The sequence below is a fragment of the Henriciella pelagia genome (assembly GCF_002088945.1).
Lineage (GTDB): Bacteria > Pseudomonadota > Alphaproteobacteria > Caulobacterales > Hyphomonadaceae > Henriciella > Henriciella pelagia.
This window is the reverse complement of sequence record NZ_NCSU01000011.1, coordinates 59,938-86,307: the sequence shown is the minus strand read 5'-3', so window position 1 is coordinate 86,307 and position 26,370 is coordinate 59,938. Positions and strand designations below refer to the sequence as shown.

At 58.4% G+C, this 26,370-nt stretch carries 28 protein-coding genes; 12 read left to right on the top strand and 16 right to left on the bottom strand.

Going from position 1 to position 26,370, the window contains the following annotated elements; translation table 11 throughout:
* Positions 1-7 precede the first annotated feature (7 nt).
* The 7 genes from rpsR (at position 8) to B8746_RS09840 (ending at position 5,911) form a co-directional block, all read left to right on the top strand.
* The gene (gene rpsR / locus B8746_RS09870) at positions 8-280 is read left to right on the top strand and encodes a 30S ribosomal protein S18 (protein WP_084393527.1); all 273 of its coding nucleotides are present in this window, start codon (positions 8-10) and stop codon (positions 278-280) included.
* Between the two features lie 12 nt (positions 281-292).
* Positions 293-883 carry a 50S ribosomal protein L9 gene (rplI, locus tag B8746_RS09865; RefSeq protein ID WP_084393526.1) on the top strand — a complete coding sequence of 197 codons (591 nt, stop codon included), beginning with the start codon at positions 293-295 and terminating at the stop codon, positions 881-883.
* Between the two features lie 211 nt (positions 884-1,094).
* Entirely contained in the window at positions 1,095-2,582 is a 1,488-nt protein-coding gene (locus B8746_RS09860; protein WP_084393525.1) for a replicative DNA helicase, read from the top strand.
* Between the two features lie 38 nt (positions 2,583-2,620).
* Positions 2,621-3,682 (top strand): alanine racemase, encoded by a 1,062-nt coding sequence (alr, locus tag B8746_RS09855; RefSeq protein WP_084393524.1) that lies wholly within the window; start codon positions 2,621-2,623, stop codon positions 3,680-3,682.
* Positions 3,660-4,475, top strand: a complete 816-nt coding sequence (locus B8746_RS09850; RefSeq protein WP_084393523.1) for an MlaE family ABC transporter permease — start codon at positions 3,660-3,662, stop codon at positions 4,473-4,475. The genes alr and B8746_RS09850 overlap by 23 nt, the downstream gene beginning before the upstream one ends.
* 3 nt (positions 4,476-4,478) lie before the next feature.
* Complete coding sequence (locus B8746_RS09845; RefSeq protein WP_084393522.1) at positions 4,479-5,243, top strand: ABC transporter ATP-binding protein; 765 nt, start codon at positions 4,479-4,481, stop codon at positions 5,241-5,243.
* Positions 5,244-5,305: 62 nt separating this feature from the next.
* A complete protein-coding gene (locus B8746_RS09840) occupies positions 5,306-5,911 on the top strand; it encodes a hypothetical protein (RefSeq protein WP_084393521.1) in 606 nt (201 codons plus the stop codon).
* Between the two features lie 141 nt (positions 5,912-6,052).
* Here the strand turns inward: B8746_RS09840 and B8746_RS09835 are convergent, their stop codons facing one another.
* Entirely contained in the window at positions 6,053-6,382 is a 330-nt protein-coding gene (locus tag B8746_RS09835; protein WP_084393520.1) for a UrcA family protein, read from the bottom strand.
* Between the two features lie 160 nt (positions 6,383-6,542).
* Here B8746_RS09835 and radA point away from each other — a divergent pair, with 160 nt between their 5' ends.
* From radA to B8746_RS09815, 4 genes are read left to right on the top strand one after another with little or no spacing between them, the layout of a single operon-like run.
* The gene (gene radA / locus B8746_RS09830; protein WP_084393519.1) at positions 6,543-7,919 is read left to right on the top strand and encodes a DNA repair protein RadA; all 1,377 of its coding nucleotides are present in this window, start codon (positions 6,543-6,545) and stop codon (positions 7,917-7,919) included.
* The gene (locus B8746_RS09825) at positions 7,916-8,464 is read left to right on the top strand and encodes a CvpA family protein (RefSeq protein ID WP_233124146.1); all 549 of its coding nucleotides are present in this window, start codon (positions 7,916-7,918) and stop codon (positions 8,462-8,464) included. Before radA ends, B8746_RS09825 begins: the two co-directional genes overlap by 4 nt.
* Positions 8,465-8,495: 31 nt before the next feature.
* The gene (purF, locus tag B8746_RS09820; RefSeq protein ID WP_084393517.1) at positions 8,496-9,935 is read left to right on the top strand and encodes an amidophosphoribosyltransferase; all 1,440 of its coding nucleotides are present in this window, start codon (positions 8,496-8,498) and stop codon (positions 9,933-9,935) included.
* A gap of 28 nt (positions 9,936-9,963) precedes the next feature.
* Positions 9,964-10,662, top strand: a complete 699-nt coding sequence (locus tag B8746_RS09815) for an SDR family NAD(P)-dependent oxidoreductase (RefSeq protein ID WP_084393516.1) — start codon at positions 9,964-9,966, stop codon at positions 10,660-10,662.
* On the opposite strand, the gene der is transcribed toward B8746_RS09815, so the two are convergent.
* The 5 genes from der to B8746_RS09790 form a co-directional block, all read right to left on the bottom strand.
* Complete coding sequence (gene der / locus B8746_RS09810) at positions 10,659-12,194, bottom strand: ribosome biogenesis GTPase Der (RefSeq protein ID WP_084393515.1); 1,536 nt, start codon at positions 12,192-12,194, stop codon at positions 10,659-10,661. The two genes, B8746_RS09815 and der, sit on opposite strands and share 4 nt — an antisense overlap.
* A 48-nt stretch (positions 12,195-12,242) precedes the next feature.
* Positions 12,243-13,589 carry an outer membrane protein assembly factor BamB family protein gene (locus B8746_RS09805; protein WP_084393514.1) on the bottom strand — a complete coding sequence of 449 codons (1,347 nt, stop codon included), beginning with the start codon at positions 13,587-13,589 and terminating at the stop codon, positions 12,243-12,245.
* On the bottom strand, positions 13,586-14,341 hold the full coding sequence (locus B8746_RS09800; RefSeq protein WP_084393513.1) for a hypothetical protein: 756 nt from the start codon (positions 14,339-14,341) through the stop codon (positions 13,586-13,588). Before B8746_RS09800 ends, B8746_RS09805 begins: the two co-directional genes overlap by 4 nt.
* 46 nt (positions 14,342-14,387) lie before the next feature.
* Positions 14,388-15,254 carry a 3-methyl-2-oxobutanoate hydroxymethyltransferase gene (gene panB / locus B8746_RS09795; RefSeq protein WP_084393512.1) on the bottom strand — a complete coding sequence of 289 codons (867 nt, stop codon included), beginning with the start codon at positions 15,252-15,254 and terminating at the stop codon, positions 14,388-14,390.
* 61 nt (positions 15,255-15,315) lie between these two features.
* Positions 15,316-15,897: an NnrU family protein gene (locus tag B8746_RS09790; RefSeq protein WP_084393511.1), complete on the bottom strand. Its 582-nt coding sequence runs from the start codon at positions 15,895-15,897 to the stop codon at positions 15,316-15,318.
* A 108-nt stretch (positions 15,898-16,005) separates the two neighbouring features.
* On the opposite strand from B8746_RS09790, the gene B8746_RS09785 reads away from it, so the two are divergent.
* Positions 16,006-17,217, top strand: a complete 1,212-nt coding sequence (locus B8746_RS09785; protein WP_084393510.1) for an FAD-dependent monooxygenase — start codon at positions 16,006-16,008, stop codon at positions 17,215-17,217.
* On the opposite strand, the gene B8746_RS09780 is transcribed toward B8746_RS09785, so the two are convergent.
* The 10 genes from B8746_RS09780 to B8746_RS09745 form a co-directional block, all read right to left on the bottom strand.
* Positions 17,198-18,178, bottom strand: a complete 981-nt coding sequence (locus tag B8746_RS09780; protein ID WP_084394194.1) for an NADPH:quinone oxidoreductase family protein — start codon at positions 18,176-18,178, stop codon at positions 17,198-17,200. The genes B8746_RS09785 and B8746_RS09780 overlap by 20 nt on opposite strands.
* Before the next feature lie 180 nt (positions 18,179-18,358).
* Positions 18,359-18,892 carry a hypothetical protein gene (locus tag B8746_RS09775; protein ID WP_084393509.1) on the bottom strand — a complete coding sequence of 178 codons (534 nt, stop codon included), beginning with the start codon at positions 18,890-18,892 and terminating at the stop codon, positions 18,359-18,361.
* 10 nt (positions 18,893-18,902) lie between these two features.
* Entirely contained in the window at positions 18,903-19,499 is a 597-nt protein-coding gene (locus tag B8746_RS09770) for a hypothetical protein (RefSeq protein WP_084393508.1), read from the bottom strand.
* A 15-nt stretch (positions 19,500-19,514) separates the two neighbouring features.
* Entirely contained in the window at positions 19,515-20,609 is a 1,095-nt protein-coding gene (locus B8746_RS09765) for a hypothetical protein (RefSeq protein WP_084393507.1), read from the bottom strand.
* A 47-nt stretch (positions 20,610-20,656) separates the two neighbouring features.
* Positions 20,657-22,060, bottom strand: coding sequence for a hypothetical protein (locus tag B8746_RS09760; RefSeq protein ID WP_084393506.1), 1,404 nt, complete (start codon positions 22,058-22,060; stop codon positions 20,657-20,659).
* Between the two features lie 98 nt (positions 22,061-22,158).
* Positions 22,159-23,571, bottom strand: a complete 1,413-nt coding sequence (locus B8746_RS09755; protein WP_084393505.1) for a CsgG/HfaB family protein — start codon at positions 23,569-23,571, stop codon at positions 22,159-22,161.
* 1 nt (position 23,572) lies between these two features.
* Positions 23,573-24,133 (bottom strand): curli assembly protein CsgF, encoded by a 561-nt coding sequence (locus B8746_RS09750; protein ID WP_084393504.1) that lies wholly within the window; start codon positions 24,131-24,133, stop codon positions 23,573-23,575.
* A gap of 199 nt (positions 24,134-24,332) precedes the next feature.
* On the bottom strand, positions 24,333-24,665 hold the full coding sequence (locus tag B8746_RS16990) for a hypothetical protein (RefSeq protein WP_143434576.1): 333 nt from the start codon (positions 24,663-24,665) through the stop codon (positions 24,333-24,335).
* 282 nt (positions 24,666-24,947) lie between these two features.
* Positions 24,948-25,322: a hypothetical protein gene (locus B8746_RS16985; protein ID WP_143434575.1), complete on the bottom strand. Its 375-nt coding sequence runs from the start codon at positions 25,320-25,322 to the stop codon at positions 24,948-24,950.
* A gap of 467 nt (positions 25,323-25,789) precedes the next feature.
* Entirely contained in the window at positions 25,790-26,344 is a 555-nt protein-coding gene (locus B8746_RS09745; RefSeq protein WP_084393503.1) for a cytochrome P450, read from the bottom strand.
* Positions 26,345-26,370 lie beyond the last annotated feature (26 nt).

Below are 26,370 nucleotides of genomic sequence, written 5' to 3'. Positions count from 1 at the left end.
AAGAGATATGTCTTCAGAAAACAATGCAGGTGATATAAATATCACCAACATCCCGGCCCGCCGGACGTTCAATCGCCGCCGCAAGGTCGACCCGTTTTCGGGTGAGGGCGCGCCGGAGATTGACTACAAGGACGTGAAACTCCTTCAGCGCTACATCTCCGAGAAGGGCAAGATTGTCCCGTCGCGGATCACTGCTGTGAACGTCAAGAACCAGCGCAAGCTTGCCCGCGCCATCAAACGCGCCCGCATGCTCGCGCTCCTGCCATTCACTGTGAAGTAGGAGGACACCCACATGGATATCATCCTTCTCGAACGCGTTGAAAACCTCGGCGAGCTTGGCGAAGAAGTCACCGTGAAGAACGGCTTTGCCCGCAACTTCCTGCTGCCTCGCGGCAAGGCGCTTATCGCCAATGACAAGAACCGGGCCCGCTTCGCAGCGGAACGCGACATCATTGAAAAGCGCAATGCCGAAGCCCGCTCGGAAGCCCAGAGCCAGGGCCAGAGCCTCGACGGCACCGAACTGGTCCTCATCCGTCAGTCTTCCGACACCGGCAACCTCTATGGTTCTGTTTCGACCCGCGACATCGTTGATGCGCTGGCGGAAAAAGACTTCAAGGTTCGCCGTGGCCAGATCAAGCTCGATCAGCCGATCAAGACGCTCGGCATTTACGAGATGGACGTGCGCCTTCACGCTGAAGTCGCTGTCACCATTACCGTGAACGTTGCCCGCTCGCAGGAAGAAGCTGACCGTCAGGCTGCCGGCGAGAACGTCATCGAGACGATCCAGGCCGAACAGCAAGGCGCTGCGGCTGAGCAGGCTGCTGAAATGGCTGAAGCCAACGCTGAAATGATGGAATCAGTTCGCGAAAGCGACGAAGACTAGACGTCACCATCCGCTTTGAATTCGAAAGGCCGCGCTCAATCGGGTGCGGCCTTTTTAGTCTGGCGAACCCCCTGCCCGAACCGATTTTGTCCACAGCAAAACATTCGTCTGTGGACGGACCGCAAAACGACCCTGAATCACTGCGAGTCAAGCCTGCAATCTTTATCGCCTCTTGGTTAATGTCACGAATTCAGACAGACTGGTCCAAACCATGAACGATATGTCCAATCCCCCCTCCACTGTGGAGGTGCCACACAACCTGTCCGCCGAGGCGGCCGTTATCGGTGCAATCCTGTACGATAACAACGCGTTCCAGCGGGTTGCGGACACGTTGAGACCGGGGGATTTCTACTCCATTCCGCATCAGGAAATCTTTGAAGTCTGTTCGAACATGATCCAGTCCGGACGGGTCGCCGACGGCATCACGTTGCGCGAGCATTTCGAGAAAGCTGACAAGCTCCAGGAGATTGGCGGAGCCGCCTATCTCGCAGAGCTTCTCGACTCGGCCGCCTTTGGCCCCGAGATTTCCGACTATGCACATATGATCCGCGACTTCTCGATGCGGCGCGAGCTCATCGATATTGGCGCGAGCGTCCAGCAGAGAGCCTTCCGCCCCGGACCGGACGAGAATGGCGATCGCCAGATGGAACTGGCCGAGCGCGCCCTGTTTGACCTCGCTGACAGGGGCTCTTCGGGTCGCGGTTTCCACACGTTCGCATCAGCCCTGAAAGAATCGCTGCAGATGGCCGAGGCCGCCTATCAGCGCGATGGCAAGATCGCCGGCATTGCATCGCATCTGGACGATCTCGACCAGAAACTCGGCGGTTTCCACAGGTCAGACCTTGTGATCCTGGCTGGCCGACCCTCCATGGGAAAAACCACACTGGCAACCAATATCGCCTTCAACGCTGCGCATGCCTGCAAGCGGGAAGTTCAGGAGGACGGATCGAAAAAGACGGTTGAGGGTGCCGTCGTCGCTTTCTTCTCTCTCGAGATGTCCTGCGAGCAGCTTGCAACGCGTATCATTGCTGAGCGGACCGGCATCAATGCTCACCGGATCCGCCAGGGTGATCTCGACAAGCACGACTTTGAAAAGATCCGCGAAGCCACTGAAGAGTTGCAGAACTTGCCGCTATACATTGATGATCAGGGCGGTATCTCGGTGAGCCAGCTCGCTGCCCGCGCGCGCCGCCTGAAGCGGACAGTCGGCCTTGATATGGTTGTGATCGACTATCTGCAGCTGCTCACCGCCTCAACAGGCAAGTCCGGCGAATCGCGCGTTCAGGAAATCACGCAGATTACCATGTCGCTGAAAGCGCTCGCCAAGGATCTCAACGTGCCCGTCGTCGCCCTTTCCCAGCTCTCGCGTGCCGTAGAACAGCGCGACGACAAACGCCCACAACTCTCTGACCTTCGCGAATCTGGCTCGATTGAGCAGGACGCGGATGTGGTGATGTTCGTCTACCGGGAATCCTATTATCTGGAGCGGACCGAACCGCAGGCTGGCGGCGACGACCCACAGGCAGCGGAAAAGTGGACGAAGTGGCGCCAGCGCATGGACGAAGTCTATGGCACTGCGGAAGTCATCATAGGCAAACAGCGGCACGGTCCGATCGGGCGCGTCGTCCTCGCCTTCGATGCCAACACGACAAGGTTCGGAAATCTTGATCGCGCGCCAGCCGATGATGGATACGAATAGAGTTTGCGAAACCGGCGAGCCCAGCTAAACGCGAGCTTATGAGTCTTCACCCGCGCGCCAGAATCCACCTCGACAACATAGTCGCGAACTGGCGCACGATCGGCTCGCTGACGGCGGACAGCGAGACCGGCGCGGTGGTCAAGGCGAACGCCTATGGGCATGGCGTCGCTGAGGTCGGCCTGACGCTTCATCGGGCGGGCTGCCGAACGTTCTTCGTGGCCTATGTCGAAGAGGGCGCACAGCTGCGCGAGGCGATTGGTGCCGACGCCGAAATCATCGTTTTCAACGGGGCGCAGCACGAGGATCGTACAATTGTACAAGACGCAGCTCTCGTGCCTGTCATGAATTCCATCGAAGCGCTCGAGGACTGGCTGTCGTACAATCGTACAGAACCATATGCGGTGCACATTGATACGGGCATGAACCGCCTCGGCGTGCGACCTGCCGATGTGCCACGGATGTTCGATCTGGTTCGCGGGACACCGCTCTCACACGTGATGTCACACCTGGTCGACTCCGACGACCCTCAATGCGTTCTCAATACCCGCCAGTGTTACACGTTTGGCGATCTGATCCTGCCATTGACCAGGGTCAGATCCAGTCTTGCAAACACCGGCGGATGCTTTCTCGGACAAATGTACGGCTTCGATATAACCCGTCCGGGAATTGGCCTTTATGGAGGCGGACCGACGCCGCCAGAGGGCACAATTCTTCGTCCCGGAATGACGCTCGAAGCCCCCATTCTGACTGTGCAAACGGCCGGCCCCGACGAGACCGTCGGCTATGGCGCAACGCGAGAATTGAGGCATGAAACCCTGCTTGCGACGGTGGCGCTTGGTTATGGCGACGGCTTCCCCCGACATGCCAGCAATCGCGGTTTTGCTTGCCTTGGTGGCATTCGCTGTCCGATCATGGGGCGGGTCTCGATGGATCTCATCACGATTGATGTGAGCGCAGCCTCAGACCTTGCCAAACCTGGCGCATTCGCCCAATTCATCGGGCCTGAAGCTCCACTCGAGGAGCAAGCCAGATGTGCCGGCACCGTCGGCTATGAACTTGTAACGGGACTGGGACGACGTGTCAGACGGCTCTACGACTAATTCCAGTGGCTTTCCCAATCCGCTCGCCTGGCTGGGCCGCGGGGCTATCGGCCTGTTTGCAGAGACAGGACGTCTCGCAATCTTCGCCGGACGGACGAAAGCGGCTGCCTTCACTCCGCCCTGGAACCTGGCACAGATCTGGAAGCAGATCGTAGCCATTGGCTTTTACTCCCTTCCTGTGGTGGGCCTCTCTGCGGTCTTTATCGGGGCCGCTCTCGCACTCAACATCTATACGGGCGGCAATCGCTTTGGCGCTGAGCAGTTTGTCCCGAACATCGTCGTTCTCGGCATCACGCGCGAGCTGGGCGCAACGATCACCGGCCTCATGCTGGCCGGCCGGGTAACGGCCGGTATCGCGGCCGAAATCGGTGCGATGAAAGTGACCGAGCAGATTGACGCGCTGAAAACGCTGTCGGCCAACCCATTCCGATATCTCTATGCGCCGCGCTTCCTGGCCGCATGCATCACCCTGCCCGTCCTCGTTCTGATTTCTGACATCATTGGCGTTATGGGCGGCTGGCTGGTCAGCGTGTTCGCCCTCGACTTCGATTCAACAACCTATTTGCGCAACACGATCGACTTCCTGACGATGGAAGACGTTGTCGTCGGACTCATCAAGGCTGTCATCTTCGGAGCTGTGATCGCCATCATGGGGTGCTATCAGGGCTCAAAATCCAAGGCCGGCGCGACGGGCGTCGGGCGGGCAGCGACCCTGTCCATGGTCGGCGCGGCCGTACTCGTTCTGGCCAGCAATTACATGCTTTCCACTCTCTTCGTCCGGATAGGGATCTAAGCCATGACCCAGCCCATCCTCCAGCTCAAAGGCGTCGAGAAAAGCTTTGGGTCCAATCAGGTCCTGCGGGGCGTGGATATCGATGTTGCGCCAGGCAATTCGCTTGTCGTTCTTGGCGGATCGGGCTCCGGAAAGTCCGTCATGCTGAAAAATGCGCTTGGCCTGATGACGCCGGATGCCGGACAGATCCTGTTCAACGGCGAAGACGTCACCCACGATCAGGGCCGCGAGCGTGAAGCGATGCGGGCCAGGATCGGCATGCTGTTCCAGTCCGGCGCTCTATTTGACAGTCTGACCGTCTGGGAGAACGTCGCCTTCCGGTTGCTGAACGCCGAGAAGATGAAGCGTTCGGACGCCAAGGAGCGGGCGATCGAAACACTGAAGAAAGTCCGTCTCGGCTCGTCAGTCGCAGACCTCTATCCTGCTGAAATATCTGGCGGCATGCAGAAACGGGTCGCCCTCGCCCGCGCCATCATCACCAAACCGGACCTCATCTTTTTCGATGAACCGACCACCGGCCTCGACCCCATCACTGCTGATGCGATCAATGACCTCATTCTGGAGCAGGTAAAGGCGCTTGGCGCGGCAGCCGTGACGATCACACATGACATGGCATCCGCCCGCAAGGTGGCGGATGAGATCGCCATGCTGTTCGAAGGCAGGATCATCTGGCGCGGTCCGGCCTCCAGCATCGAGAATTCGGGTAATGCGCATGTCGACCAGTTCGTGAACGGTCGCGCCGACGGTCCTATCCAGCCCGCGATCTAGTTCTGGTCTCCTCGCCTGCGCGAAGCTAATCTTCCCATCACCGGCATGAGGGGAGCCGCGCCATGTTCGAAGTCATCAAGATCATCTCAGTTGCGTTCACAGCCGTGTCGATCGGCTTTACCGGCTGGCTGCAATATGAAAAGTTCCGCCTCGATGGCGAGTGGCGGATCGATACCTGCACTGAGGAAACGGATTTTGCTGCCTATGAAGGCCTTCACCTTGCCTGGCACGTATTCCTTTCTGATGATCCGTTGTCAGCGCCAGTCGTCGGCGATGGCGAAAAAGTCGAAGAGGCTTTCGCCGCGATACCCGCGACGGCTCGACACCCAGTACGGCTGGTAGGCGCCAAAGAGATTAACTCAGTGTCGCTCACGGGCAGATTTGAAGGTGCAAGACGGGCCTCGACGGGCCGGTTCGAATTGCACCCAACAGTCGGCCGACGCCTGCTTTCAGGCTACATCCCTTTTTACCAGCGCAATGTCGATGTCCTGGAGGGACAGTTTGCCTTCACAGCCGGCAATGCAAGAGGCCCGGCGCGGGCGGTTCGGCTGCAGAATGGCAGGATGCCAGACGGCGTAGCGCCCTTCACCTGTATGGGAAAATCGGTCCCGAAATTACCGCCCTTTGACGACGACGGCTCGGACCGGCCGTCAGAAGATATGAATTAAAATGCCGATAAAACGCGAAACACTCGCTATTTTCCACCCTGCGCACTACATCTGAAACACTCCTCCATAATATGCCTGGAACGTGATGCACACCCGGTCACGTCAGCTTGCGCAACCGGGTGTCCGTTACGGAATCTCCGCTTAGCCGACGTCGGTATTCTTGAGCGCCGCCTGGCGTTCGCGCGCGGCGGTGAGCGACTCAAGCGCGTTGTTCATCGCGTCGTCGATGCACCGGTTTATTGCATTTCTTTCGGCAATGGATTGCGGGCCTGATCGAGCCCCACACACCTTTTTTGCAGCACGTTCCAGCCGATGGATGACCACTTTGGAGCCATCATCCGTTGTCAGGTCGAATCCTGATATGTCAACTTCAGCCGATTTGGTATCCTTGGCCCCAGCGGCAAGGGCTGGGCTGACGGCAAGTGCCGAAGCGGCAAAAAAGCTGACAATGGCAAGTTTCTTCGAGAACATGATATGTCCCTCTCTGATTATGTTTTCATACCCGTTCCCTTGAGCCCAAGCACCATACCATAATTATTGTTTTTCGATAATTACAAGCTGTTAATGTTACAATTGTCGTATTTTAATTGATGCTTCACGGCATCGGCGCATCGCTTTAGGGCCTTTCCCCATGGCCAAGTCCAATACGAGTTTTGTCTGCCAATCCTGCGGCGCTGTTCATGCAAAATGGGCCGGTCGCTGCGAAGCATGTGGCGAGTGGAATACGCTGGTCGAGGACTCCATGTCAGCGGCTCCGGGCGGTCTCTCGGCGCCAAAAACGCTTTCTCGCAAGGCCGGCAAGGCAGAGTTCACGCCGCTGAACGCTGAAACCGAGCCTCAGCAGAGGCACGAGATTGGGGTTGAAGAACTCGACCGGGTATTCGGCGGCGGTCTGGTGCCGTCTTCGGCCACGCTGATTGGGGGCGATCCCGGCATAGGAAAATCCACGCTCCTGTTACAGGTCGCGGCCCGCCTTGCGCGCAATGGCCTGAAAACCGTGTACGTGTCAGGGGAAGAGGCAGCCGCGCAGATCCAGGATCGCGCACGCCGGCTGAAGGTTGCAGAAAGCCCTGTTGAACTCGCGACTGAGACAGATCTTCGAAAAGTGCTGGCGGCGCTCAAGGCTGCAAAGCCGGACTTCGTCGTGATCGATTCAATCCAGACCATGTGGTCAGACAATCTTGAAGCGGCGCCCGGTTCTGTCGCACAGGTACGCGCGTGCGCACAGGAACTGACGCGATGGGCAAAGAAGTCGGATGTCGCGCTGATCCTCGTCGGACACGTGACCAAGGAAGGCCAGATCGCTGGCCCCCGCGTCGTTGAACATATGGTCGACACTGTATTTTACTTTGAGGGCGAGCGCGGACACCAGTTCCGGATCCTGCGCGCGGTGAAGAACCGCTTCGGACCGACCGACGAAATCGGCATCTTTGAAATGCATCAATATGGACTGGCGCCAGCACGTGAGCCATCGGCCCTGTTCCTGTCCAGTGACAATGAGGGATCTGGCGGGGCAGCGGTGTTCGCGGCGATGGAGGGCTCAAGACCAGTCCTCGCCGAGGTCCAGGCACTTGTTTCCAATTCTGCCTACGGCACCCCTCGGCGCAGCATCGTCGGCTGGGATGCAAACCGGCTCGCCATGGTCCTTGCGGTGCTGGAAGCTCGCTGCGGGGTCTCGCTGGGCGGCCGTGACGTCTATCTCTCTGTGGCCGGTGGCTACCGAATCGCTGAGCCTGCCGGAGACCTCGCAGCGGCCGCGGCCCTTCTCACCTCACTCGCCGACAGGCCCGCGCCGGAAAAGTCCGTCTTCTTCGGTGAGGTGGCGCTATCGGGTTCGATCCGGCCGGTAGCACGAATGGATCAGCGCCTTAAGGAGGCCAAACGGCTAGGTTTCAAGCATGCGTTCGTGCCAGAAGGCAGTTTGTCCGCAATTGAAGGGTTGACCGTGACGGGGCTGTCACGGCTATCTGAACTTGTAGACTTGTTAGGTCCGGAACCAGACGCATGATGGACGCCCTCACAGCCTTTGACGCGATCGTGATCGTCCTTCTGATTATCTCCACGCTGATGGCGCTGGCACGCGGCTTCATGCGCGAACTGGCAACACTCGGAGCGTTCATTGCTGCGCTCGCCGCCGCCTATTTCGCCAACAAGTTCCTGAACGGATTTCTTGTCAGCCTCCTTCCTGCCGATTCGCCGGACTGGCTGCCATCCGCGATCCTGCTGCTCGGCTTTTTCCTGTTGGCATATGTCGTTGTGGCGTGGTTCGGGGCGAACCTGTCCAAATCGATCCAGGGCGCAGAAGGCGTAAGCGCCTTTGACCGCATCGCAGGCGCGGTTTTCGGCTTCGTGCGCGGCGCGATCGTCTTGATATTCTTCGTGTTTCTTATGCGCATGGCCCTCGATCATGACCGCATTCCGGAATGGATTCGCGACGCTCAGTCCTATCCGATGCTGGAAAATGGCGCGGAGTATGTCGAACGCTACGCGCCACAGGTGGGAGAACGCGTTCAACAGCGCGATCCCCTTGACGAAGTCACATCTCCGTCATAACTCGCAGGCAATAAGCCAATGAGGTGTGTCGATGTTCTGGGATCATGATGACGACAAACCTCGCGAAGAATGCGGCATCGTTGGCGTTTTCGGACATCCTGAAGCAGCTCTGCTCACAGCACTTGGCCTGCACGCGCTTCAGCATCGCGGGCAGGAAGCCTGTGGCATTACCACCTTCGACGGCGAGAAGTTCCACAATGAGCGCCACATGGGACTCGTCGGCGAGAATTTCGGGGGCAATCTGACCGAGCGCCTGCCTGGCACGTCTGCCATCGGGCACAATCGGTATTCGACACAAGGCAAGCCTGCGCTTCGCAACATTCAACCGATCTTTGCCGATCTCGCCTCGTCTGGCTTTGCCGTTGCCCACAATGGAAACATTACGAATGCCCGGGCGCTGCGCCGCGACCTCATCGAAAAAGGCGCGATCTTCCAGTCCACCATGGACACCGAGGTGGTGCTCCAGCTTGTCGCGCGCAGCCCGAAGCCGCTGATGCGGGACCGCTTCCAGGACGCACTCACCTATATTGAAGGCGGTTACGCGCTCGTTGGCCTGACTAACAAGAAGCTTATCGGTGCCCGTGACCCAATCGGCCTGCGTCCGCTGGTACTCGGGAAGATCGGTGATGGCTGGGTGCTCGCATCGGAAACCTGTGCGCTCGACATTATCGGCGCGGAATTCATCCGCGAGATCGAGAATGGCGAAGTGATTATCATCTCGGAACAAGGCGTGGAGAGCTTCTATCCGTTCCCCAAACGCCCCGAGAGCCCCTGCCTGTTCGAATATGTCTATTTTGCGCGCCCTGACAGCATAGTTCAGGGCCGTTCTGTTTATGAAGTACGTCGGCGCATGGGGCATCAGCTGGCGCTTGAGAACCCTGCAGATGTCGATGTGATCGTTCCTGTGCCTGATTCTGGTGTACCAGCGGCGATCGGGTTTTCCGAACAATCCGGCATTCCATTCCAGCTCGGTATCATCCGCAGCCACTATGTCGGCCGTACCTTTATCGAGCCGACCCAGACGGGGCGCCAGAAGTCCATTTCGAAGAAGCATTCTCCCAACCGTGCCGTGCTTGAGGGCAAGCGCGTCCTTCTGGTCGACGATTCAATCGTGCGTGGGAACACATCGAAGAAGATCGTCCAGATGGTTCGCGATGCAGGTGCGCGAGAGGTGCATATGCGCTCAGCAAGCCCGCCGATCACCCATCCGGACTTCTACGGCATTGACATGGCGGCGCAGTCCGAACTGCTCGCCGCAACCAATACGCTCGAACAGATGCGCGAATTCCTGAAAGTCGAAACACTCGGCTTCCTTTCTGTGCCCGGACTTTATTCCGCCATTGGCATCGAACGCGATGTGAACCTGCCGCAATTCTCCGATCACTGCTTCACCGGATGCTATCCGACGCGCCTCGTCGACCATCAGCGCGAGGAAAGCGCAAAGGATCGCCAGCTTTCGCTGCTGGACTAAAGCCGCCTCCCAGTCTAACCCGCCCGACATGGACAAACGCATTACCCTCGTCACCGGGGCCTCCAGAGGCATCGGCAAGGCCGCAGCATTGGCACTCGCTTCGAACGGCCACCACGTCATCGCGATTTCGCGCTCCAAGCTTGCTCTGGAAAAGCTCGACGATGCCATCAAGGCTGCGGACGGGAGCGCAACGCTCATCCCGATGGATCTGAAGGACAAGACGGCATTCGAAACCGTTGGCCAGGCACTGGCGTCACGATTCGGACGCCTCGACGGACTGCTTGGCAACGCCGGTATCCTGGGCACACTTGGACCGCTGCAGACGGTTGGCCCGCGCAGCTTTGAAGAAACGATCGAGGTGAACCTAACGGCCAATTGGCGGCTCATACGGGCCATGTCACCGCTTCTGGCTCGGTCAGAAACACCACGAGCTGTATTCGTTACGTCCGGTGTTGTACCCCGCCCGCGGGCCTTCTGGGGCCCCTACCAGGCATCCAAGGCGGGCCTTGAGGGCATGATTGCGGCATGGGCCGACGAGAACGAGAAAACCAAGTTCCGGATCAACCTGTTCGACCCCGGCGCGACACGTACGCAGATGCGGGCCGACGCCATGCCTGGCGAAGACCCGATGACATTGCCGACACCGGAAGAGATTGTTGCGAAGCTCATTCCTCTATTGACGGCCGAGGAAACCCGCAACGGCGAACGCGTTACGGCGAAGGACTAAGCTTTTTTCTTCTTGCCCGGCTTGTACTTGTCCGCGAATGGATTGCTGCCCTGACGGACAAACAGCCGTATCGGCACGCCCGGCAGGTCAAAACCCTCTCGAATGCCGTTGATCAGGAATCGCTTGTACTGCTCTGGCATATGTTCGCCGCGTGAGGCGATCAGCACGAAAGTGGGTGGCCGCGACTTCATCTGCGCCATGTAGCGCGGCTTAATCCGCTTGCCGTGCACCGATGGCGGCGGGTGCCGCTCTATCGTGTAGCGAAGCCAACGATTGAGGTCGCCGGTTTTTACCCGCGCCGACCAGTCATCATAGACCTTGGCGACAGCGGGCATAAAGCGGTCCACCCGCTTGCCGGTCAGGCCTGACAGCGTCACCACAGGCGCGCCCTTGGCGTTTGGCAGCAGCACTTTCGCCATTTCGGAAAGTTCGCGCATCTTCTGCGCGTGGTTCTCGACAAGGTCCCATTTCGAGATGACGAAGACCAGGCCGCGGCCTTCACGAATCGCCAGGTCCGCAATCTGCAGGTCCTGTTTTTCAAACGCCTCGTCCGCATCCATCACCAGGGCGACGATATCGGCATATTTCAGCGAGCGTACGGTTTCGCCCGTCGACATGCGCTCCAGCTTTTCCTGGACCTTGGCCTTGCGGCGCAGGCCGGCCGTATCGACCAGCTTCACCTTGCGTCCCTCATAGGTCCAGTCGACGGCGATCGAGTCACGCGTGATTCCAGCCTCGGGACCCGTCAGCACCCGTTGCTCACCGAGAAGCTGATTAATCAGTGTCGACTTGCCGGCATTGGGGCGACCGACAATGGCAAGCCGGATTGGCTTTTTCCTGGCTTCCTCGCGCGCGGCCAGCTGCGCCTCAGCTTCTGCGGCGTCATCGATACCTGCCGCTTCGAGCGCAGCAGTCAGCTCATCTTCAGAAAGGTTCGGATCGTCAACGTCGATTTCCGCCAGCTTGTCGAGAATTTCATCGTCGAAGCCTGCGCCTTCTGCAGCATCATCCTCGGCAAAGGCCGCTTCGAATGCTTCTTCACCGAGGGCGGTGCGGATGGCCCCATAGAGCTCGCCCATTCCCTCGCCATGCGCCCCTGACAGTCCAACCGGTTCGCCAAAGCCAAGCGACCAGGCTTCCGCGAGGCCCATATCGCCCTGATTGCCTTCTGCCTTGTTGGCGGCGAGCACGACCGGCAGATCAGCCTTGCGAAGCACGTTCGCAAATCGCTCATCCATAGGCGTAACGCCGACGCGTGCATCGATCAGAAACAGGGCCAGTTCTGCCTCACGGATGGCGATCTCGGTCTGGCTGCGCATGCGCGCTTCCAGCGAGTCGTCATGCACATCTTCGAAGCCTGCAGTGTCGATCAGGATAAGTGGCAGATCCGCAAGCCGGCCGGGCGCTTCCTTGCGGTCACGGGTAACGCCAGGCTGGTCGTCGACCAGTGCGAGCTGCTTACCGGCAAGTCGGTTGAACAGCGTCGACTTACCGACATTCGGGCGACCAACAATTGCAATTTTCAGCGGCATGGAGCGCCCCTTCCCCGAATTTCAGATCTGGCGAGTGAGCGCAGCCGTTTAGCGGATTGCGATCAGGCGCGCATCATCTGTCAGCACAAATACCTTGTCGCCCACTGAGATGGGTTCAAGGTACACCGGATCGCCAAGGTCGATGGCACCGGTGCGCTCGCCCGTCTGAGGCGACAGGCTGATGAGTTCGCCGCGTGAAGACACCACCAGGACCTGGTTGGATGCCACAATCGGTCCGGCATAGGAAATCCGGCCCTTCTTCTTCTCCTGCTTCTCGAACTGGCGCAGCTGCTTCACCCAGTAGATCTGACCGGTGCCAGCATTGAGGCAGACAATCTGGCCATTTGTGCCGGACACGAAGATATACTCCCCAGCAAGCGCCGGTGCAGATGTGGAGCCAACCGGCTGAACCCAGACGCGGCTGCCTGAACGGCCGTCAATCGCCGCCATGACACCCGACTGGTTGGCGGCAAAGACAAGACCGCCGCCAATAACCGGGCGAGAGGCGATATCATTGATGGAGGAGATTGGCGTGAACCGACCCGGCCGCGACAAAGCTTCGGTCCAGAGCCGGCGGCCATTGGCAGCGAGATAGGCAATGATTTCACCGGAGGAATATGGCGTGATGACGATGTCCTCGACCGCTGCAGAGCTCGGCGAGCCCAGAATCCGGGCCGACTCAGCAATGGCCTGGTCCGTCCACAGCACCTGGCCGGAACTAACGTCGATGGCGAAGACCTCATTATTGTTGGACGACACGAAAGCGCGGCCATCCTTGATCGTCGGAGACCCGGTCATCGGTGCCTCCATGTCTCGCCGCCAGATCTCTGCGCCATTGGAAACGTCAAGCGCGCTGACAAAGCCATAGCCGCTGGCAACGATCAGTCGGTCTCCGGCCACGGCCAGTCCCGATCCGATGCCGATCTGGTCACGGCTGTTTCCGGACTTCAGCTCGCGTTGCCACAGCCGCTTGCCGGAATTGACGTCAAACGCACGCACCGTCTGTTTTGCGTCGATGACGAAGATGGTGGTTTCACTTGCGACCGGTGTTGTCGTCAGGGCAGAACGGCGGCTTGAACCAGCGCCGGCATCGACCCGCCATGCAACCTGCATGGCAGATGCCGCCGCAACATGGCCTGGCGATTTGGTCGCGCTGGAACCAGCCTGCGGCCAGCTTGCCAGTGCCTTTGCGGCAGGCAGGCTCACGGGCGTTCCGGCCAGTGATGGATCAGCCTCAAGCGCTTCGTCCCCGAGGACCATTTCGATCCGTCCGGCCTTTTCTTCTTCGCTGAGGCGCTCCTTTTCGGCGCGCTGTCCGCGAAAATAGGAACATCCGGCAAGCGAAGCCGTCAGCAGGACGACGACACCCAGCCTGAAATAAGTTTGAAAGGTCATTCTTGTGGTTCTCCGTCGGCGGCCCCGGCCCCCGGCTCTGTTTCAGTGTCTGGTGTCGCTGCGGTTTCCGCCGACACGGCTTCATCTGCGGGCGCCTCTTGCGCGCCTGCAGGCGCGCGGGGAATCGCAGCGAGTGCGGCTCTTGCACGATCCTTGACGGCACTGGTGGCAAAAGCGTGGGACACGGCAAGATAGTTGAAGTCCTGACGCGCTTTCAGATAGTCGCCTTCGGCGGCTGACGCTGCCGCCAGCAATTCGGTTGCCAATGCGCCAAAGCCGGATTCGTCATCTGCAAGCGCGCCGAGATAGGTTTCCAGTTCGGCGCGGCTCATCGTGGCAGATTTCAGATACGCCGCTTTCAGCAGGGACGCCTTGCCGATGGGTGTTTCAGTATTTGCAGCCTGCTCGAGAGCAGCGATCGCGCCAGCGACGTCTTCGCCGCCCTCAAGGCGTGCCTGCGCGAGATAGTTGGCAGCGAGCGGTGAAATTTCACGGTCTTCTTTGGTCAAGGCTTCGAGCGTTGCGCTCGCACTCGCCCAGTCCTGCTCACTCAGCTCATCAAGCCCGGTCTCGAATCGCAGCGCGCCTGCCTCAACCTCTTCAGCATTACGGGCCTGCAGGTACTCATTCAGCGCAACACCGCCAATAAGCAGCGCTGCGGCCAGATAGGCGAATACGCCGTATCTCTTCCAGAGCTTTGCGGCCCGGTCCTGCCGGAGGCCTTCTTCAACTTCCTCAAAGATATCAGCCAACTGGCCTACTCCACATGTTCAAAATCGCTGCCGCAGCTCGCGCACCCTAACCGCCGGACTTGTCCCCGCCAAGGCGAGAAAGCCGTTTGTCTCCAGCTTTGGGCAGCTTGTAGGTTTCTGCGGATCCGGGAAAGGCACGGGCACGGACATCGTCCGCATATTCCTTGACTGATTGTTCGATTTCGGCGCGCATGTTGCCGTATGCGCGAACGAATTTTGGCGTCCAGTCGAACAGGCCGAGCATATCATGCGTCACAAGAATCTGACCATCACAGGTGGCCGATGCCCCGATGCCAATCGTTGGAATGCTGACCGCCTGCGTAATTTCTTCAGCGAGGTCTTCCGCGACGCCTTCGACCACAATGGAGAATGCGCCAGCCTCTTCCGCCGCTTTCGCTTCTTCCATGACGCGGGCGCGTTCATCATCATTCCGGCCCTGTGCCTTGAAACCGCCCACCACATTTATGGCCTGCGGGCGAAGGCCGACATGGCCCATGACGGGAACGCCCCGGTCAACCAGATGCCGAATCTGGTGCGCCGCATAGGCACCGCTCTCAATCTTCACCGCCTGGCATCCGGTTTCCTTCATGAGACGCGCGGCGTTGAGGAAGGCCTGGTCGGCATTGGTCTCGTAACTTCCGAACGGCATGTCGACGACGACAAATGCCTGCTTTGAGCCGCGCATGACGGCCTGTCCATGCAGGATCATCATTTCCATTGTCACACCGACAGTGGACGGCAGACCGTGGACAACCATTCCAACGCTATCTCCGACGAGGATAAGGTCGGCGTGGGGGTCCATGATCTCCGCCATGGGCGCATCATAGGCGGTGAGGCAGACGAGCGGCTGACCGCCCTTGGCAGCAGCAATGTCGCGAACGGTTTTTCGCTGAATCCGGGTTTGCATTGACATGGGCAAGAGCCTTAGCGCGCGACCTGCCAGCCGACAAGAAATCTTGGCCGCTTCGCGACGATTAACCGGTCAGCACCGGCATGCCGAACAGCATCTGATGCAGGCCGAATACCATCGCCGCCCAGAAGCCGGCGCCGAGAGAGACCGCCAGAACATCACCTGTAATGTTCGGAACAGTGCCCGGTGGCGGACCATTGTCACCGCGCCTCTTCAAGGCGATCCGGTCAATCACGGCATAGGCGAGAAAGCTGGCGAACAGCAGAATGGAATTAAGTTCGCCATTTGCCAGCAAGTGTCCCAAGGCCCAGAGCTTGATGCCAACCAGCATCGGGTGTTTCAGCGTCTTCTTGATGTAACCCGTCGGCGTGTATGCGGCGAACAGAATGATAAAGGCGGCCAGCTGGATCGCGATATTCAGATGACGCATCCAGACTGGAGGCAGCCAGATCACCGCGGAGGGCCGCATCTGCCCATACCCATAAATGAGCAAGGCGAGACCCGCGATCGCAGCCAGACTGTAGAGCCCCATATACGGCCCGTATCCGAGCTTCACTTTGATGTCGCTGCCGGGCGCACGAGACCTGAATGTGGTGAAGAGATGGGTGCCGAAAAACAGCACGATACCGGCTATAAGATAGATCATCTGGCCCTCCCGACCTTTGCCTGATTGTCTGCCTGAATTGGTCCCGCTGCAAGCACGGCGACAATTCTGCTGCGAGACAGGTGTACCGACGCCTGCTAGAGCCGAACAATGCCATCAACGTCCGGACCTTCAAGCACTGAGAGACTGGCGCTCATAGCAGGCGCCGGCATTGGTGGGCTGACCGCTGGGCTTGCCTTGGCAAGACAGGGCTGGGCCGTACACATTCTGGAAGCGGCGTCAGGCTTCCGGGAAGTGGGAGCGGGCCTGCAGCTCGGCCCGAATGCCGTGAAAGTTCTCTCCGCCCTTGGCGTGTCTGATGCGGTCCGGGCGGTCGCATTTGAGCCCGAAGCGCTTGAGCTGCGACTGGGGCGATCAGGTCGGCCTGTCTTCCGCATCCCACTCGATGAAGCAGGCTGGGGCGCCCCATATTATCATGTTCACCGCGCCGATCTCGTCGAAACGCTAGCGGCCGAATTGCTCAAGACGGGCCAGGCCGAAATTCGTTTCGGCACGCGTGCTGAACAATACTCTACGGATGGTGACCAACCGCAACTGAAGCTCGATTCGGGCGCCATCTTATCTGGCTCACTCATCGTGGGAGCAGACGGCATCCATTCGCGGCTTCGTGCCCAGATTGCCGGACCTGACGCGCCCCGGTTTACCGGTAATGTCGCTTGGCGGGCAACGGTGCCAATCGAACGGCTGGACAGGCTGCCGCCGCCGACAGCCTGCGTGTGGGCCGGCAAGGGACGCCATGCCGTGACCTATCGGGTTCGAAACGGTGAGCTCGCCAACTTCGTTGGCGTTGTCGAACGATCAGACTGGACTACCGAAAGCTGGACCGAAAAGGGCAGCAAGGCCGAAGCCCTGGCGGATTTTGCCGGCTGGGATCTCACCATCACCGAACTCATCAACAAGGCGGACTCACATTTTCGCTGGGCATTGTTTGACAGAAACCCGCTGCAGCGCTGGACGGATGGCCCTGTTGCCCTGCTGGGTGATGCCTGCCACCCTATGCTGCCCTTCCAGGCGCAGGGAGCCGCCATGGCGATAGAGGATGCCTGGGTTCTGGCAGACAGCCTGAAGACAGCGGGTGACGTTTCGGCAGGTCTGGCACGTTACGAAGCTCGCCGCATGCACCGGACGACAAGAATGCAGGCAGCGTCGCGCGCGAATATGGGTCTGTTCCATCGGCGTAGCGCGCTTGCCCGGCTGGGCACTTACGGACCAATGTGGCTCGCCGGAAGCGTCGCTCCGGGCTTTGTCCGGTCACGCCTCGACTGGATCTACGCACATGACGTTACCGCGAAGGGTCAATGACGACTCTGCCTACGACCCGACGCTCTTCCATGTCGGAAAAAGCGGTCCGCCAGTCATCCAGCGCATAAATGCGGTGCACGTGCGGCTTCACGGCACCGTCGGCCACGAGCCTCCAGACCGCTTCCATGTTTTCGCGGCCCCGCTCGGGAAACCGGCGGCCATACTCGCCAGCACGCACCCCCACCACCGAGAACCCCTTGATCAGAGGCATGTTGACAGAAATGCTCGGGATGCGGCCTGAGGCGAAACCGATGACAAGCAGGCGCCCGTCAAAGGCAATGCACCTTACACTTTCGTCAAAAATGTCGCCGCCCACAGGATCATAGATCACGTCCGCTCCGCCACCTGTGATGTCTTTCACCTTCTCACGAAACCCTTGCGAGGAGTTGACGAGCGCGTCCGTCGCGTAGGCTTCGCTGACTTGGCGGAGTTTTTCATCGCTGGATGCGGCTGCAATGACCTTCGCCCCGAGATGCTTGCCAAGGTCCACGGCGGCCAGACCAACGCCGCCAGCGGCGCCATGGACAAGCAGCCATTCGCCAGGCTGGATATTGGCGCGGCGCACGAGCGAAACATAGGCTGTGAGATAGGCCGACCCGACCGACGCCGCCTCGGCATAGCTGAGCTGGTCCGGTATCTTTCGGGCCGTGGCCGCCGCGTAGGAGCCATACTCTGCGAACGCCCCGCCGAGCCCACCAGTAACGACCCGGTCGCCCACCTGAAAAGTGTCGACTCCCGCCCCTACGGCGATAACATCACCTGCAACATCCCCTCCCGGAATGAAGGGAAGTTCGGGCTTATGCTGGTATCCACCGTGGGTCATCAGCAGATCAGGAAAGCCAAGACTACCCGCCCGAATTTTCAGCAGAATCTGACCGTCAGCCAGGCGCGGGACATCAATCGACCGGATAGAACAGCCGGCAAAATCTTCAGCGAGCCTGTCAACGCAAAGCGCCCGCATCTGTGTCGGAAGAGATTTGTCAACTCGGGTCGTCGGCATACTGGGGTTCTGCCCTGCCGTGGCAGGGCTTGTCCACGCTGACGCCGCGTCGCCCGGCACCCTCGCCCACTATCGGTGCCTCGTCAGGACACCCTCATTGTGCATTGGATAGCTTACAGGACGAAGCACCTGGCTCGCCGATTATCCGTCATTTGACGAAGCGTTATTGATAGCATTGAGAATTCGGGCGCGTGCCTCCAGCTCTGCCTGCTCTCGCTCAAGCCGCTCAAGTTCCGCCTGCTTCACCCGTTGAGCCTCGGGTCCGAAGATCACATTGAAAAGATCGCGCTCCGATGGCTCATCCACATCATTGCCATCCAGCCAGCTCAGCATTTCGCAATTGTTGCGAAACACGCGCCCTTCTTCTCGCAGGTATTCGAACACGGCTTCCTGCCGGGTTGTAAGCAGACACTCATCACTGTCGATGTCAGACGGCAGCACTTCGCTGACCCGGGATTCGTCGATATTGGCTCGATACGGCCGAGACGCGTCGATCTGATCCACCAGGCGACCGGATTCAACCGCGCGCTTTCCGATCTGGCTGAGCGAGGCACTGCTGCGCTCGCCAGTCGCATCCTGATTGCTGCCAAGCTGCCCAATCAGTCCATCGCCATCCGCGAATACGGGTGCGGCAAAAAAAGCAGCGAGGACGGCGAAGGTCGTAAATCGGCGCATGGTTTCCCTCTCAATGCCCGCTCTGCGTCACTCTTATCGATGATTCACCATACTGCGTAATCGCGAAACCGAGATTGTCCCCTTTTTGCACGTGCTCGAAGGTGTTGCGGTTGCCATACTGGGTCGCCTCAGACCAGTTGTTCTGACCGGTCTGTTCCAGCGAATACAGATTGTCCTCGCCATATTGCAGGAGCGCGGAAGCGTTGTCATTTCCCGACTGTACGATTTCAGCCAGGTTCGGCCCACCAGTAGATTGCTGTACAGAAACCAGGAGATTGTCATCGCCGCTCTGAACAGCGCTCACCCTATTGCCGTCTCCCTTCTGGACGATGATGGCGGTGTTGCCAGGTCCATTGTCGAAAGACTGATAGTCGACCGCAGACCGGTCGAAGCTGAAACCTTCGTCAGGGTCATTACGACGCCTGTCAAAATCCTTGTCGATCAGGGCTTCATACGGGTCCTGACTGAGGACCTCATATTCGGACCTGGAGCCGTCATCATGGTCTCCACCCTTTTCTCCATGCCCAAAGGCAACGGACCCAGACAACAGGAAGGCTGACAGGCCCGCGGAGAAGAACCGGATCGCTGTCGGATAGAAGGCGTTCATTCGCGTGTCCCCTAGCTATTGGCTTACATTCGCTGTGTGCGACGAACCGAGCTGTTCAATGGTTGATACGGCAACACCGGAACTTTGATCGACAACTGCCACATTGCCGGTTCCATCCTGCAGTATGGTCGAGCTGATCAGGTCCGACACCCAGTTCGCGCCCGATTGCCTTGAACTTGCGGAGTTTTCTCCACCGAGGCCGTCGGTGTCCAACTGGATGATGCTGGACTGCCCTCCAATTCCGGACTGCTCAATCAAGGCCTCACTGGCAAAATCCGAACTGTCTTGCCAGATGCTGGCATTGTTCACGTCACCGCCGATCTGTTCAATCGCGGCAACGCCAGTCACACTGTACTGATCGACAGTGGCCAGATTGGCGAAAGCGTCAGTCCTGATGGTGATCCAGCCATCGATTCCTCCCTCGCGAACATCCGCGAAATTCAATTGCCCCGTCTGCTTGACCCTCACCGTCGGATTAAGGCCACGCGACACGACGGTCGCTTCATTATCGATCGCATTGGGTAGCGGCGGAGCGACTGCGTCGGCCGAATCCGTCTCATCTGCATCAAGGAAACTGTCTTGAGACACGATGACGGTTCCGCCAAAGCTCTCCTGCAAGATATCGATGAAATTATTGATACCATTCTGCCGCGACTTCGCGACCGGGCTGAAGGCCGCCGCCGTCTGGCGGATGACCGACACGTTGCCGTCGCCCCGCTGCGAAGTCTTTGAGACTGCGTCATCTGTGCGTTGATGGATCCTCGCCCTGTTGGCGCTCAGCGCCGCATAGTCGTGCGTCTGGCGGACCGTGGCCGCGCTCCAGCGCGAACGCTGGTATATGCGGGCCTTGTTGTTGAAGTCGTCCGCAACGTTTCTCATCAGGTTTCGCTGAAGGACACGCGCAGAGTTGTGCAGACCGGCTTGCGTGACCGAGGCGAGAGAACGAGCGTCGGTTTCGAAAAGCCAGCGCTGATTGACGATTGCTTCGTTCACCGAACCGATCTGCTCAACCATCGCCGCATTCTGGTATTCGACCGGAACATCGCCTTGCGACCACGCGGGCGCTGCAAAGGCAGCGACCGCGATAGCAGAGGCAAGGAAATGTTTCATCAGAGCTTTTCCCAGAACCCGGCCCCTTGAGCCGGATCAACTCCTGACTATTGGCTCACATTGGCGTAGTTCGACCAACCGTTCTGGAACACATATGAGAATGACCCATCCGTGGTCTGGGTAACGTAGGCTTCGTTGCCATTGCCCCCACCCTGGAAGATGCGAGCATTCGAGCCATCCGAATCCTGGTCGATCTCGATCAGGTTGGAACCGTCACCCTGTTCGACATACACCCTGTTGTCGGCACCGAGCGTATCAACATCGAGCGAGTTGTTGTCGCCTTTCTGCTTGATATCAGCCGAATTGGAGGTGCCGTCCTGCATAACGATCATCTCATTGAGATTACCGCTCTGCAGAATGGTCGCCGAGTTCAGGCCAGTACCGGACTGATCCAGCGTCATCTTCAGGTTCTCGCCATTCTGCTCGGTGTACGAGACATTATAGGCGCCGGTCTGATTGACGGTCATCGTGTTGTTGTCCGTGACCTGAGCAACCGTCGCCGAGTTCTTCTCGCCTGATTGCGAGACGGACATCGCATTATTGTTCGCACCCTGAGATCCAACGATGGAGTTGCCGGTACCGATCTGCGTAAGGTCTACGGCAGAGTTCGCGCTTGTCTGGGTGAACGGCGTCAGGCTTTCTCCGATGGTATTTTCACCGCCGATCTGCATGACGGTGAGCGTCGAACCCGATGCGCCATCCTGGAACAGGAAGGCCGAGCTGCCAATCGCACTCGTCGAGATCTGTGTGACGTCGACAATCGAGCTCGCATAGCCGTCCTGGTCGATGTCAGCGGTGTTTGCAGAGCCCGACTGATCAACCAGAACAAGGCTTTCGGCGCCGCTTTGCATGACATCGGAGATGTTGCCCGAATCTTCCTGGGAGATGGTTGCCTGATTGAGGCCACCATATTGGTTCACGATCGAAGAGTTGCCATCCGCCCCCGGATTGGCAAGCCCCTGTTCTACCGTGACGATGCCGCCATCGCCCGTCTGGTCGACGGCAGATGCGTTGCCCATGCCGAACTGGTCTACGTCGATCGTGCCGACGCTGGCATCGTTCTGATAGATGTCGGAATCGTTGCCGGTGCCATTCTGCAGGACATCGGCGATATCATCGTCGCCATCCTGCTCGAGGTAGGATGTGTTCGCATCCGCGCCTGCGGTGCCCGTGCTGTACTGGGTCACGTTCGCTGTATTGCGAAGACCATGCTGATCGATTTCGCTGTCATTCAGGGTCGCGACAAACGGATCGCCATTATCGCCCTGCGTGATGGTTGCTTCGTTGTCGATACCAGCTTGCGTGATGTCCGAATTGCCAGACGTGCCCCCAGTCTGCACCACGGTCGCCGTCTGCGACGAACCGGACTGACTAACATCAGACTCATTCGCGAATGCAGGCGCGGCCAACACGAGAGCGACTGAAGCTCCCAATAGAAGGTGTTTGCGCATGATCTACTCCTTTAACTTCGCTCAGCTCGCGAATGGCGAGCCCCCTTCACCAACCGCCCAATCTTGTTGCTGTCCCCTGGGCGGGCCTGAACGACGCATTACGCGCCTCTCAAATTCGATTCTTCCTCAGACTCCCGATGAGCAGCTTGCGCTGCTCGCCATATTTCCAATTCGGCCATCGAACGTTGATAACCACTGAGCGTCGGCAAGCTCGCGATAGCGGCATTATAAAAGTCAGCGGCCATCAGTCCGTCTTCGCCGTCCCCTTGCGTGACTGGTCCGACGGCCGCTGCTACCGCGGAGATGGTCTGCGCGGCGACTTGGTCCTGCTTGCGGAACGCGGTATTGGTCGCTCTGGCGAGCATACGGTTCTGAGGCAGGAAATTACTGTTGCTGAGGCTCAGCATGGCGCGCCGGTCACGGCTCGCGATTGGCTTGTTCAGCGTCATACTGGACGGTAATACTCCATCTGCCGGGTCATTGCCGGACGTCGGCACCTCCGGCTCTGCAGGTGCGGACGACTGCGAAGGTGCACGGCGTTCCCGGGCTGGCGGCGCACTCACGGACCGGGTGACCTCGTCCGAAACAGCAGCCTGCTCGACAGGGCTGGAGACACGGGATGCGTAGGCCGATTCAATGTCGTCAAACACGCCATCACGTTCTGCGCGGTACTGCTCCAGAATGTCAGCGCCCGCGACACGGTCGGCAAACCCCCACACCCCGAGATCGGCGCCTTCAAGGATCAGCAGCTCGACGGCCTTTTCCGTTGCCTGGCGGAGCGCAAGCAGGTCCGGTTCATTCGTCGTGATGCCCGTGTCGACTTCCAGCAGCTCCTTGAAGGCAACATAGCGGAATACGTTTGACGCAACGCCGACCGACGCGATCTTCTTGGAGGCAACCACAGTGGTGATCACCTCACCCGTCTTCACGCTCACCGCGCGCAGATACACGGTCACCTTGTCTTCACGGTAATTCGCATGCGCGCCAATACCGAGAAAGCGCGCGCCAGCACCGCCTGTTACGGTATTGGAATCATATCCGATAATACCGCCTTCCAGAATTATGCCTGCGAACAGCAGAGGAGGCAGGGCCGCTTCGTTGACATCCTCTTCGCCAAGATATTGCCGGCGCATTTCACGGATGATCTGGCGCTCCTTGAGCAAGTTATCCAGATTTTCCCGCTCAATGACCGTGAACCAGGACCGGTTGCCAGCATCCTGCAGTGCCTTCAGCAGGACAGACGTTGCCCCCTGTGTGACCGCCTTAGACAGCGTCTGAACGCCGGATGTCGGCTTGAACTGCCCCGTCTGGTCCTCGAAGCTGTATACAGCGACAGCAGCGCGCTCACGCGGAGGTGGAAGCGCGCGAAGCGAAGACTGTGTTTCGGTCACAACTTCAGAAATGGCAGGCTCGTTGACGATGGACTGCATTGCGTCAGTCGTCGTCGTACAAGCTGCCAGGAACGTTGCTGCAATCGCAGCAAACGATGAAACCTTCAGATATCCCCACATCCTAGTAGATCCCCGAATCTGAGCCGGCATCACCGGTGATTGAAGGATCAAGAATATCGCCAGACTGGCCGGCCTCGTCGCCATAAAGGCCGCTCATGGCGCCAAGACTGGTTGGACTGGCCCCGCTTACCGCGCCACCAGCATAAAGTAATGGGACCTCAATTTCAGTGATCGCTCCTGTCGTGAGATCAGTGATCGTCAACTGAACTGAATCAAGCCCGCGATAGAACTCGATAATCTGATCACCAAAAGTGATTGTCCCGGAATCCTGTGGGTTATCACCGAAAATCGCCTCATTTACTTCGCCGGCAAGCGAAGACAGAAGGCGGCTCTGCAGCTGCCGGACGAATTGCTCTGACTGGCTGGCCGCATTCTTCTGCTGGTCAGGATCGCGATAATCGTTCTGGGCGTTGGCGATGCCAAGAAGGTGAGATGAATTGAAGCTGTCGCCCCCGAAGGAAGGATTGATTGGCTCGTAAACAAGTTCCTGTGCGGAAGCGGATAAACCGAGTACTGTAGCGATTGCGGTAGACAGCAATGCTGCTGAAAGGCGTCCCCTCATTGAGCGTCCCCGTATCTACAACGTGCCTGCCCAGACCATCTAGGCTGCGGTGTCCCCACACCGCTGCACGCATCGCCGTAACATTACCAAGGATTAACAATTCGTCAATTATAAACTATCGTTAACGATAATTTTTCTCGTTTAGCGATATTCAACACCCCGATCTACTGAATGGCTGTGTTGAGTGAGACTGAATGACTCACAAAGAGTAAAAAAACGTGCCGTCTGGAATTGCTGCAGAAGCAATGCTTGCGGCTTTGGTTTCTTTCTCGATGACGAGCGATCCACTGTTACTGTTTAGATACAATGCCCAATAGACTTCTATTGGAAATTCTGCCGTCGTTTCATCCATAGTTTTCTTTGGCTGAATTTTCATTGCGGTGGCTCGTTGCGAAATTTCCAACATCAACAGTTCGGTCAATTCAGAAACCCATTCACTATGGCAGGCTGCTGACCGCTGAAGCTGACAAGATCTATATTGCAACTGGCTACCTGCGTTGGAACGAAACTTGGACTGATCCAATCTGTTCATTTGATACTGGCAAGGTCCAATACAGGCCTTCTCCCGGCGTCGAAAGTCGGGGTCTGACCTAGCTGTGCGCTGTCGCCCTGGGAAAATGGCCGTGCAGAACATCTCCTCAAGACCGGTAAACTGACAGCAATGTTTCGATGTTGCGATCAGTGAATCGCCTGAACGCGGAAGTCGCTTGCCCGGTGGCTTGCACTATACGTAAACGGGCTCATATGCTCCCCTTGAGGACAGTATCAAACTGCTGGAATGCGGCTTTGCCCAGTCGCGAGCTCTTGAAAGTCTTCAGGCATTCCTGCTGACGCGCTTTGGCTGGAACAATTTCTCGAAAAACCAGCTCAAACGCTTCGGCAGATTCGTCGCCACCGCTCTCTCGAGCGGCATCGAAAAATCTTTGGCATTGCGGCTTTTTGTCATCGTTTGGCTTTTTTCGGTATACCAATCGACCACACGTACGAGCTGTCTGACAGGTGAGACATGAACCAAGCGGCATTCAGCGTCATGACAAGCGTGCGGGACAGTTGTTGCTGCCATAGCCTTCTTGCCGGATGCTAGCAGGAGAAAGGCTTGCGGCAAGCGTAGCACTTGTAGACGCCAGTGCAGGTAGTCAGCCTTTGAGAACACCCAATTCACCCATGACGCCGCAGTGTGGACAAGCATCACCGTCAGCCCGGACCCGAGCTTCCGCAAATTCGCGAGCAGCCTTCTCGTCGTGGAATTGAGGCAAAAGCAGGTACGACATGCCCACCCCCAAGGCGATCAAGACACAGCCCTAGCGGGGTATGCGAGGACGAAATCAGGTACTTATTCCTATTCCCACTCAATGATGAACTAGCACCGTAACCTGTTGTAGTTACTGCAGAGCATGAAAATCTGTGGATGAAAATACCGCCAAGAAAGCCAGCTTTCTGTTTCTGCGGGGCTTCTTGATAGTGAATGGACTCACACTTTTGTGTTCTTCGGAACAGCATACACAGATCGAACGCTAAAAGTGACATTCTCCCGCAATCCTGAACCGGCGATTGGCCCGCTCCAGAGCCTAATCGAACAGAATGACAGATCAGGTACGAAGGGCTGTTCCCCGGCGGCCAGAATATGTTCCGCCTGGGCCTATAAGACCTGATCGTTCAGTCCCAGACGAGGTGTAGCGAGTCCACGCCGAAGACGAACCCACCATAAGTGACAGGAGGGCTGCCCTCCTTGATCCGGAACGCTGGAATACACTTATACCACTCCTCCAGCGCAGTCACGAGTTCCCGGCGGGCCAGATGCGAACCCAGACAGCGGTGAACGCCATAGGCGAAGGCCATATGACGGTTAGCGTTGCGGTCGAAGTCGATTTGGTCGGGGTCGGGATACTCCTCCGGGTCGCGGTTCGCCACCATGGACGGGCAGCAGACGAGGTCGCCGGCCTTGATCTTCACAACGCACAGCTCGGTATCCTTTGTCGTCTTGCGGATCATCTGAACGGTCGAGAAGGCCCGCAGCATCTCTTCCACGGCGCCGGGAATAACGGACGGCTTGTCGCGTAGACGTTTCTGGTCTTCCGGATGACGGGCGAGGTGCAAGAGGCCGAAGCCGATGGCGGCCGCCACTGTGTCGAGCCCGGCAATGGCGAACTGACCGGCAAACTGCACAGGCACCTTGACATGGTCGAAAGCTGCATAGTCGGGGCGACCCATTGGGAAAAACGCGGCGTAGCGAAGGA

Excerpts from the sequence above, each read along its gene's own strand:
- rpsR (WP_084393527.1), top strand. The coding sequence starts at position 8 with ATGTCTTCAGAAAACAATGCAGGTGATATAAATATCACCAACATCCCG.
- rplI (WP_084393526.1), top strand. The coding sequence starts at position 293 with ATGGATATCATCCTTCTCGAACGCGTTGAAAACCTCGGCGAGCTTGGC.
- B8746_RS09860 (WP_084393525.1), top strand. The coding sequence starts at position 1,095 with ATGAACGATATGTCCAATCCCCCCTCCACTGTGGAGGTGCCACACAAC.
- alr (WP_084393524.1), top strand. The coding sequence starts at position 2,621 with ATGAGTCTTCACCCGCGCGCCAGAATCCACCTCGACAACATAGTCGCG.
- B8746_RS09845 (WP_084393522.1), top strand. The coding sequence starts at position 4,479 with ATGACCCAGCCCATCCTCCAGCTCAAAGGCGTCGAGAAAAGCTTTGGG.
- B8746_RS09840 (WP_084393521.1), top strand. The coding sequence starts at position 5,306 with ATGTTCGAAGTCATCAAGATCATCTCAGTTGCGTTCACAGCCGTGTCG.
- B8746_RS09835 (WP_084393520.1), bottom strand. The coding sequence starts at position 6,382 with ATGTTCTCGAAGAAACTTGCCATTGTCAGCTTTTTTGCCGCTTCGGCA.
- radA (WP_084393519.1), top strand. The coding sequence starts at position 6,543 with ATGGCCAAGTCCAATACGAGTTTTGTCTGCCAATCCTGCGGCGCTGTT.
- B8746_RS09825 (WP_233124146.1), top strand. The coding sequence starts at position 7,916 with ATGATGGACGCCCTCACAGCCTTTGACGCGATCGTGATCGTCCTTCTG.
- purF (WP_084393517.1), top strand. The coding sequence starts at position 8,496 with ATGTTCTGGGATCATGATGACGACAAACCTCGCGAAGAATGCGGCATC.
- B8746_RS09815 (WP_084393516.1), top strand. The coding sequence starts at position 9,964 with ATGGACAAACGCATTACCCTCGTCACCGGGGCCTCCAGAGGCATCGGC.
- der (WP_084393515.1), bottom strand. The coding sequence starts at position 12,194 with ATGCCGCTGAAAATTGCAATTGTTGGTCGCCCGAATGTCGGTAAGTCG.
- B8746_RS09805 (WP_084393514.1), bottom strand. The coding sequence starts at position 13,589 with ATGACCTTTCAAACTTATTTCAGGCTGGGTGTCGTCGTCCTGCTGACG.
- panB (WP_084393512.1), bottom strand. The coding sequence starts at position 15,254 with ATGTCAATGCAAACCCGGATTCAGCGAAAAACCGTTCGCGACATTGCT.
- B8746_RS09790 (WP_084393511.1), bottom strand. The coding sequence starts at position 15,897 with ATGATCTATCTTATAGCCGGTATCGTGCTGTTTTTCGGCACCCATCTC.
- B8746_RS09785 (WP_084393510.1), top strand. The coding sequence starts at position 16,006 with ATGCCATCAACGTCCGGACCTTCAAGCACTGAGAGACTGGCGCTCATA.
- B8746_RS09780 (WP_084394194.1), bottom strand. The coding sequence starts at position 18,178 with ATGCGGGCGCTTTGCGTTGACAGGCTCGCTGAAGATTTTGCCGGCTGT.
- B8746_RS09775 (WP_084393509.1), bottom strand. The coding sequence starts at position 18,892 with ATGCGCCGATTTACGACCTTCGCCGTCCTCGCTGCTTTTTTTGCCGCA.
- B8746_RS09770 (WP_084393508.1), bottom strand. The coding sequence starts at position 19,499 with ATGAACGCCTTCTATCCGACAGCGATCCGGTTCTTCTCCGCGGGCCTG.
- B8746_RS09765 (WP_084393507.1), bottom strand. The coding sequence starts at position 20,609 with ATGAAACATTTCCTTGCCTCTGCTATCGCGGTCGCTGCCTTTGCAGCG.
- B8746_RS09760 (WP_084393506.1), bottom strand. The coding sequence starts at position 22,060 with ATGCGCAAACACCTTCTATTGGGAGCTTCAGTCGCTCTCGTGTTGGCC.
- B8746_RS09755 (WP_084393505.1), bottom strand. The coding sequence starts at position 23,571 with ATGTGGGGATATCTGAAGGTTTCATCGTTTGCTGCGATTGCAGCAACG.
- B8746_RS09750 (WP_084393504.1), bottom strand. The coding sequence starts at position 24,133 with ATGAGGGGACGCCTTTCAGCAGCATTGCTGTCTACCGCAATCGCTACA.
- B8746_RS16990 (WP_143434576.1), bottom strand. The coding sequence starts at position 24,665 with ATGAACAGATTGGATCAGTCCAAGTTTCGTTCCAACGCAGGTAGCCAG.
- B8746_RS16985 (WP_143434575.1), bottom strand. The coding sequence starts at position 25,322 with ATGCTTGTCCACACTGCGGCGTCATGGGTGAATTGGGTGTTCTCAAAG.
- B8746_RS09745 (WP_084393503.1), bottom strand. The coding sequence starts at position 26,344 with ATGGGTCGCCCCGACTATGCAGCTTTCGACCATGTCAAGGTGCCTGTG.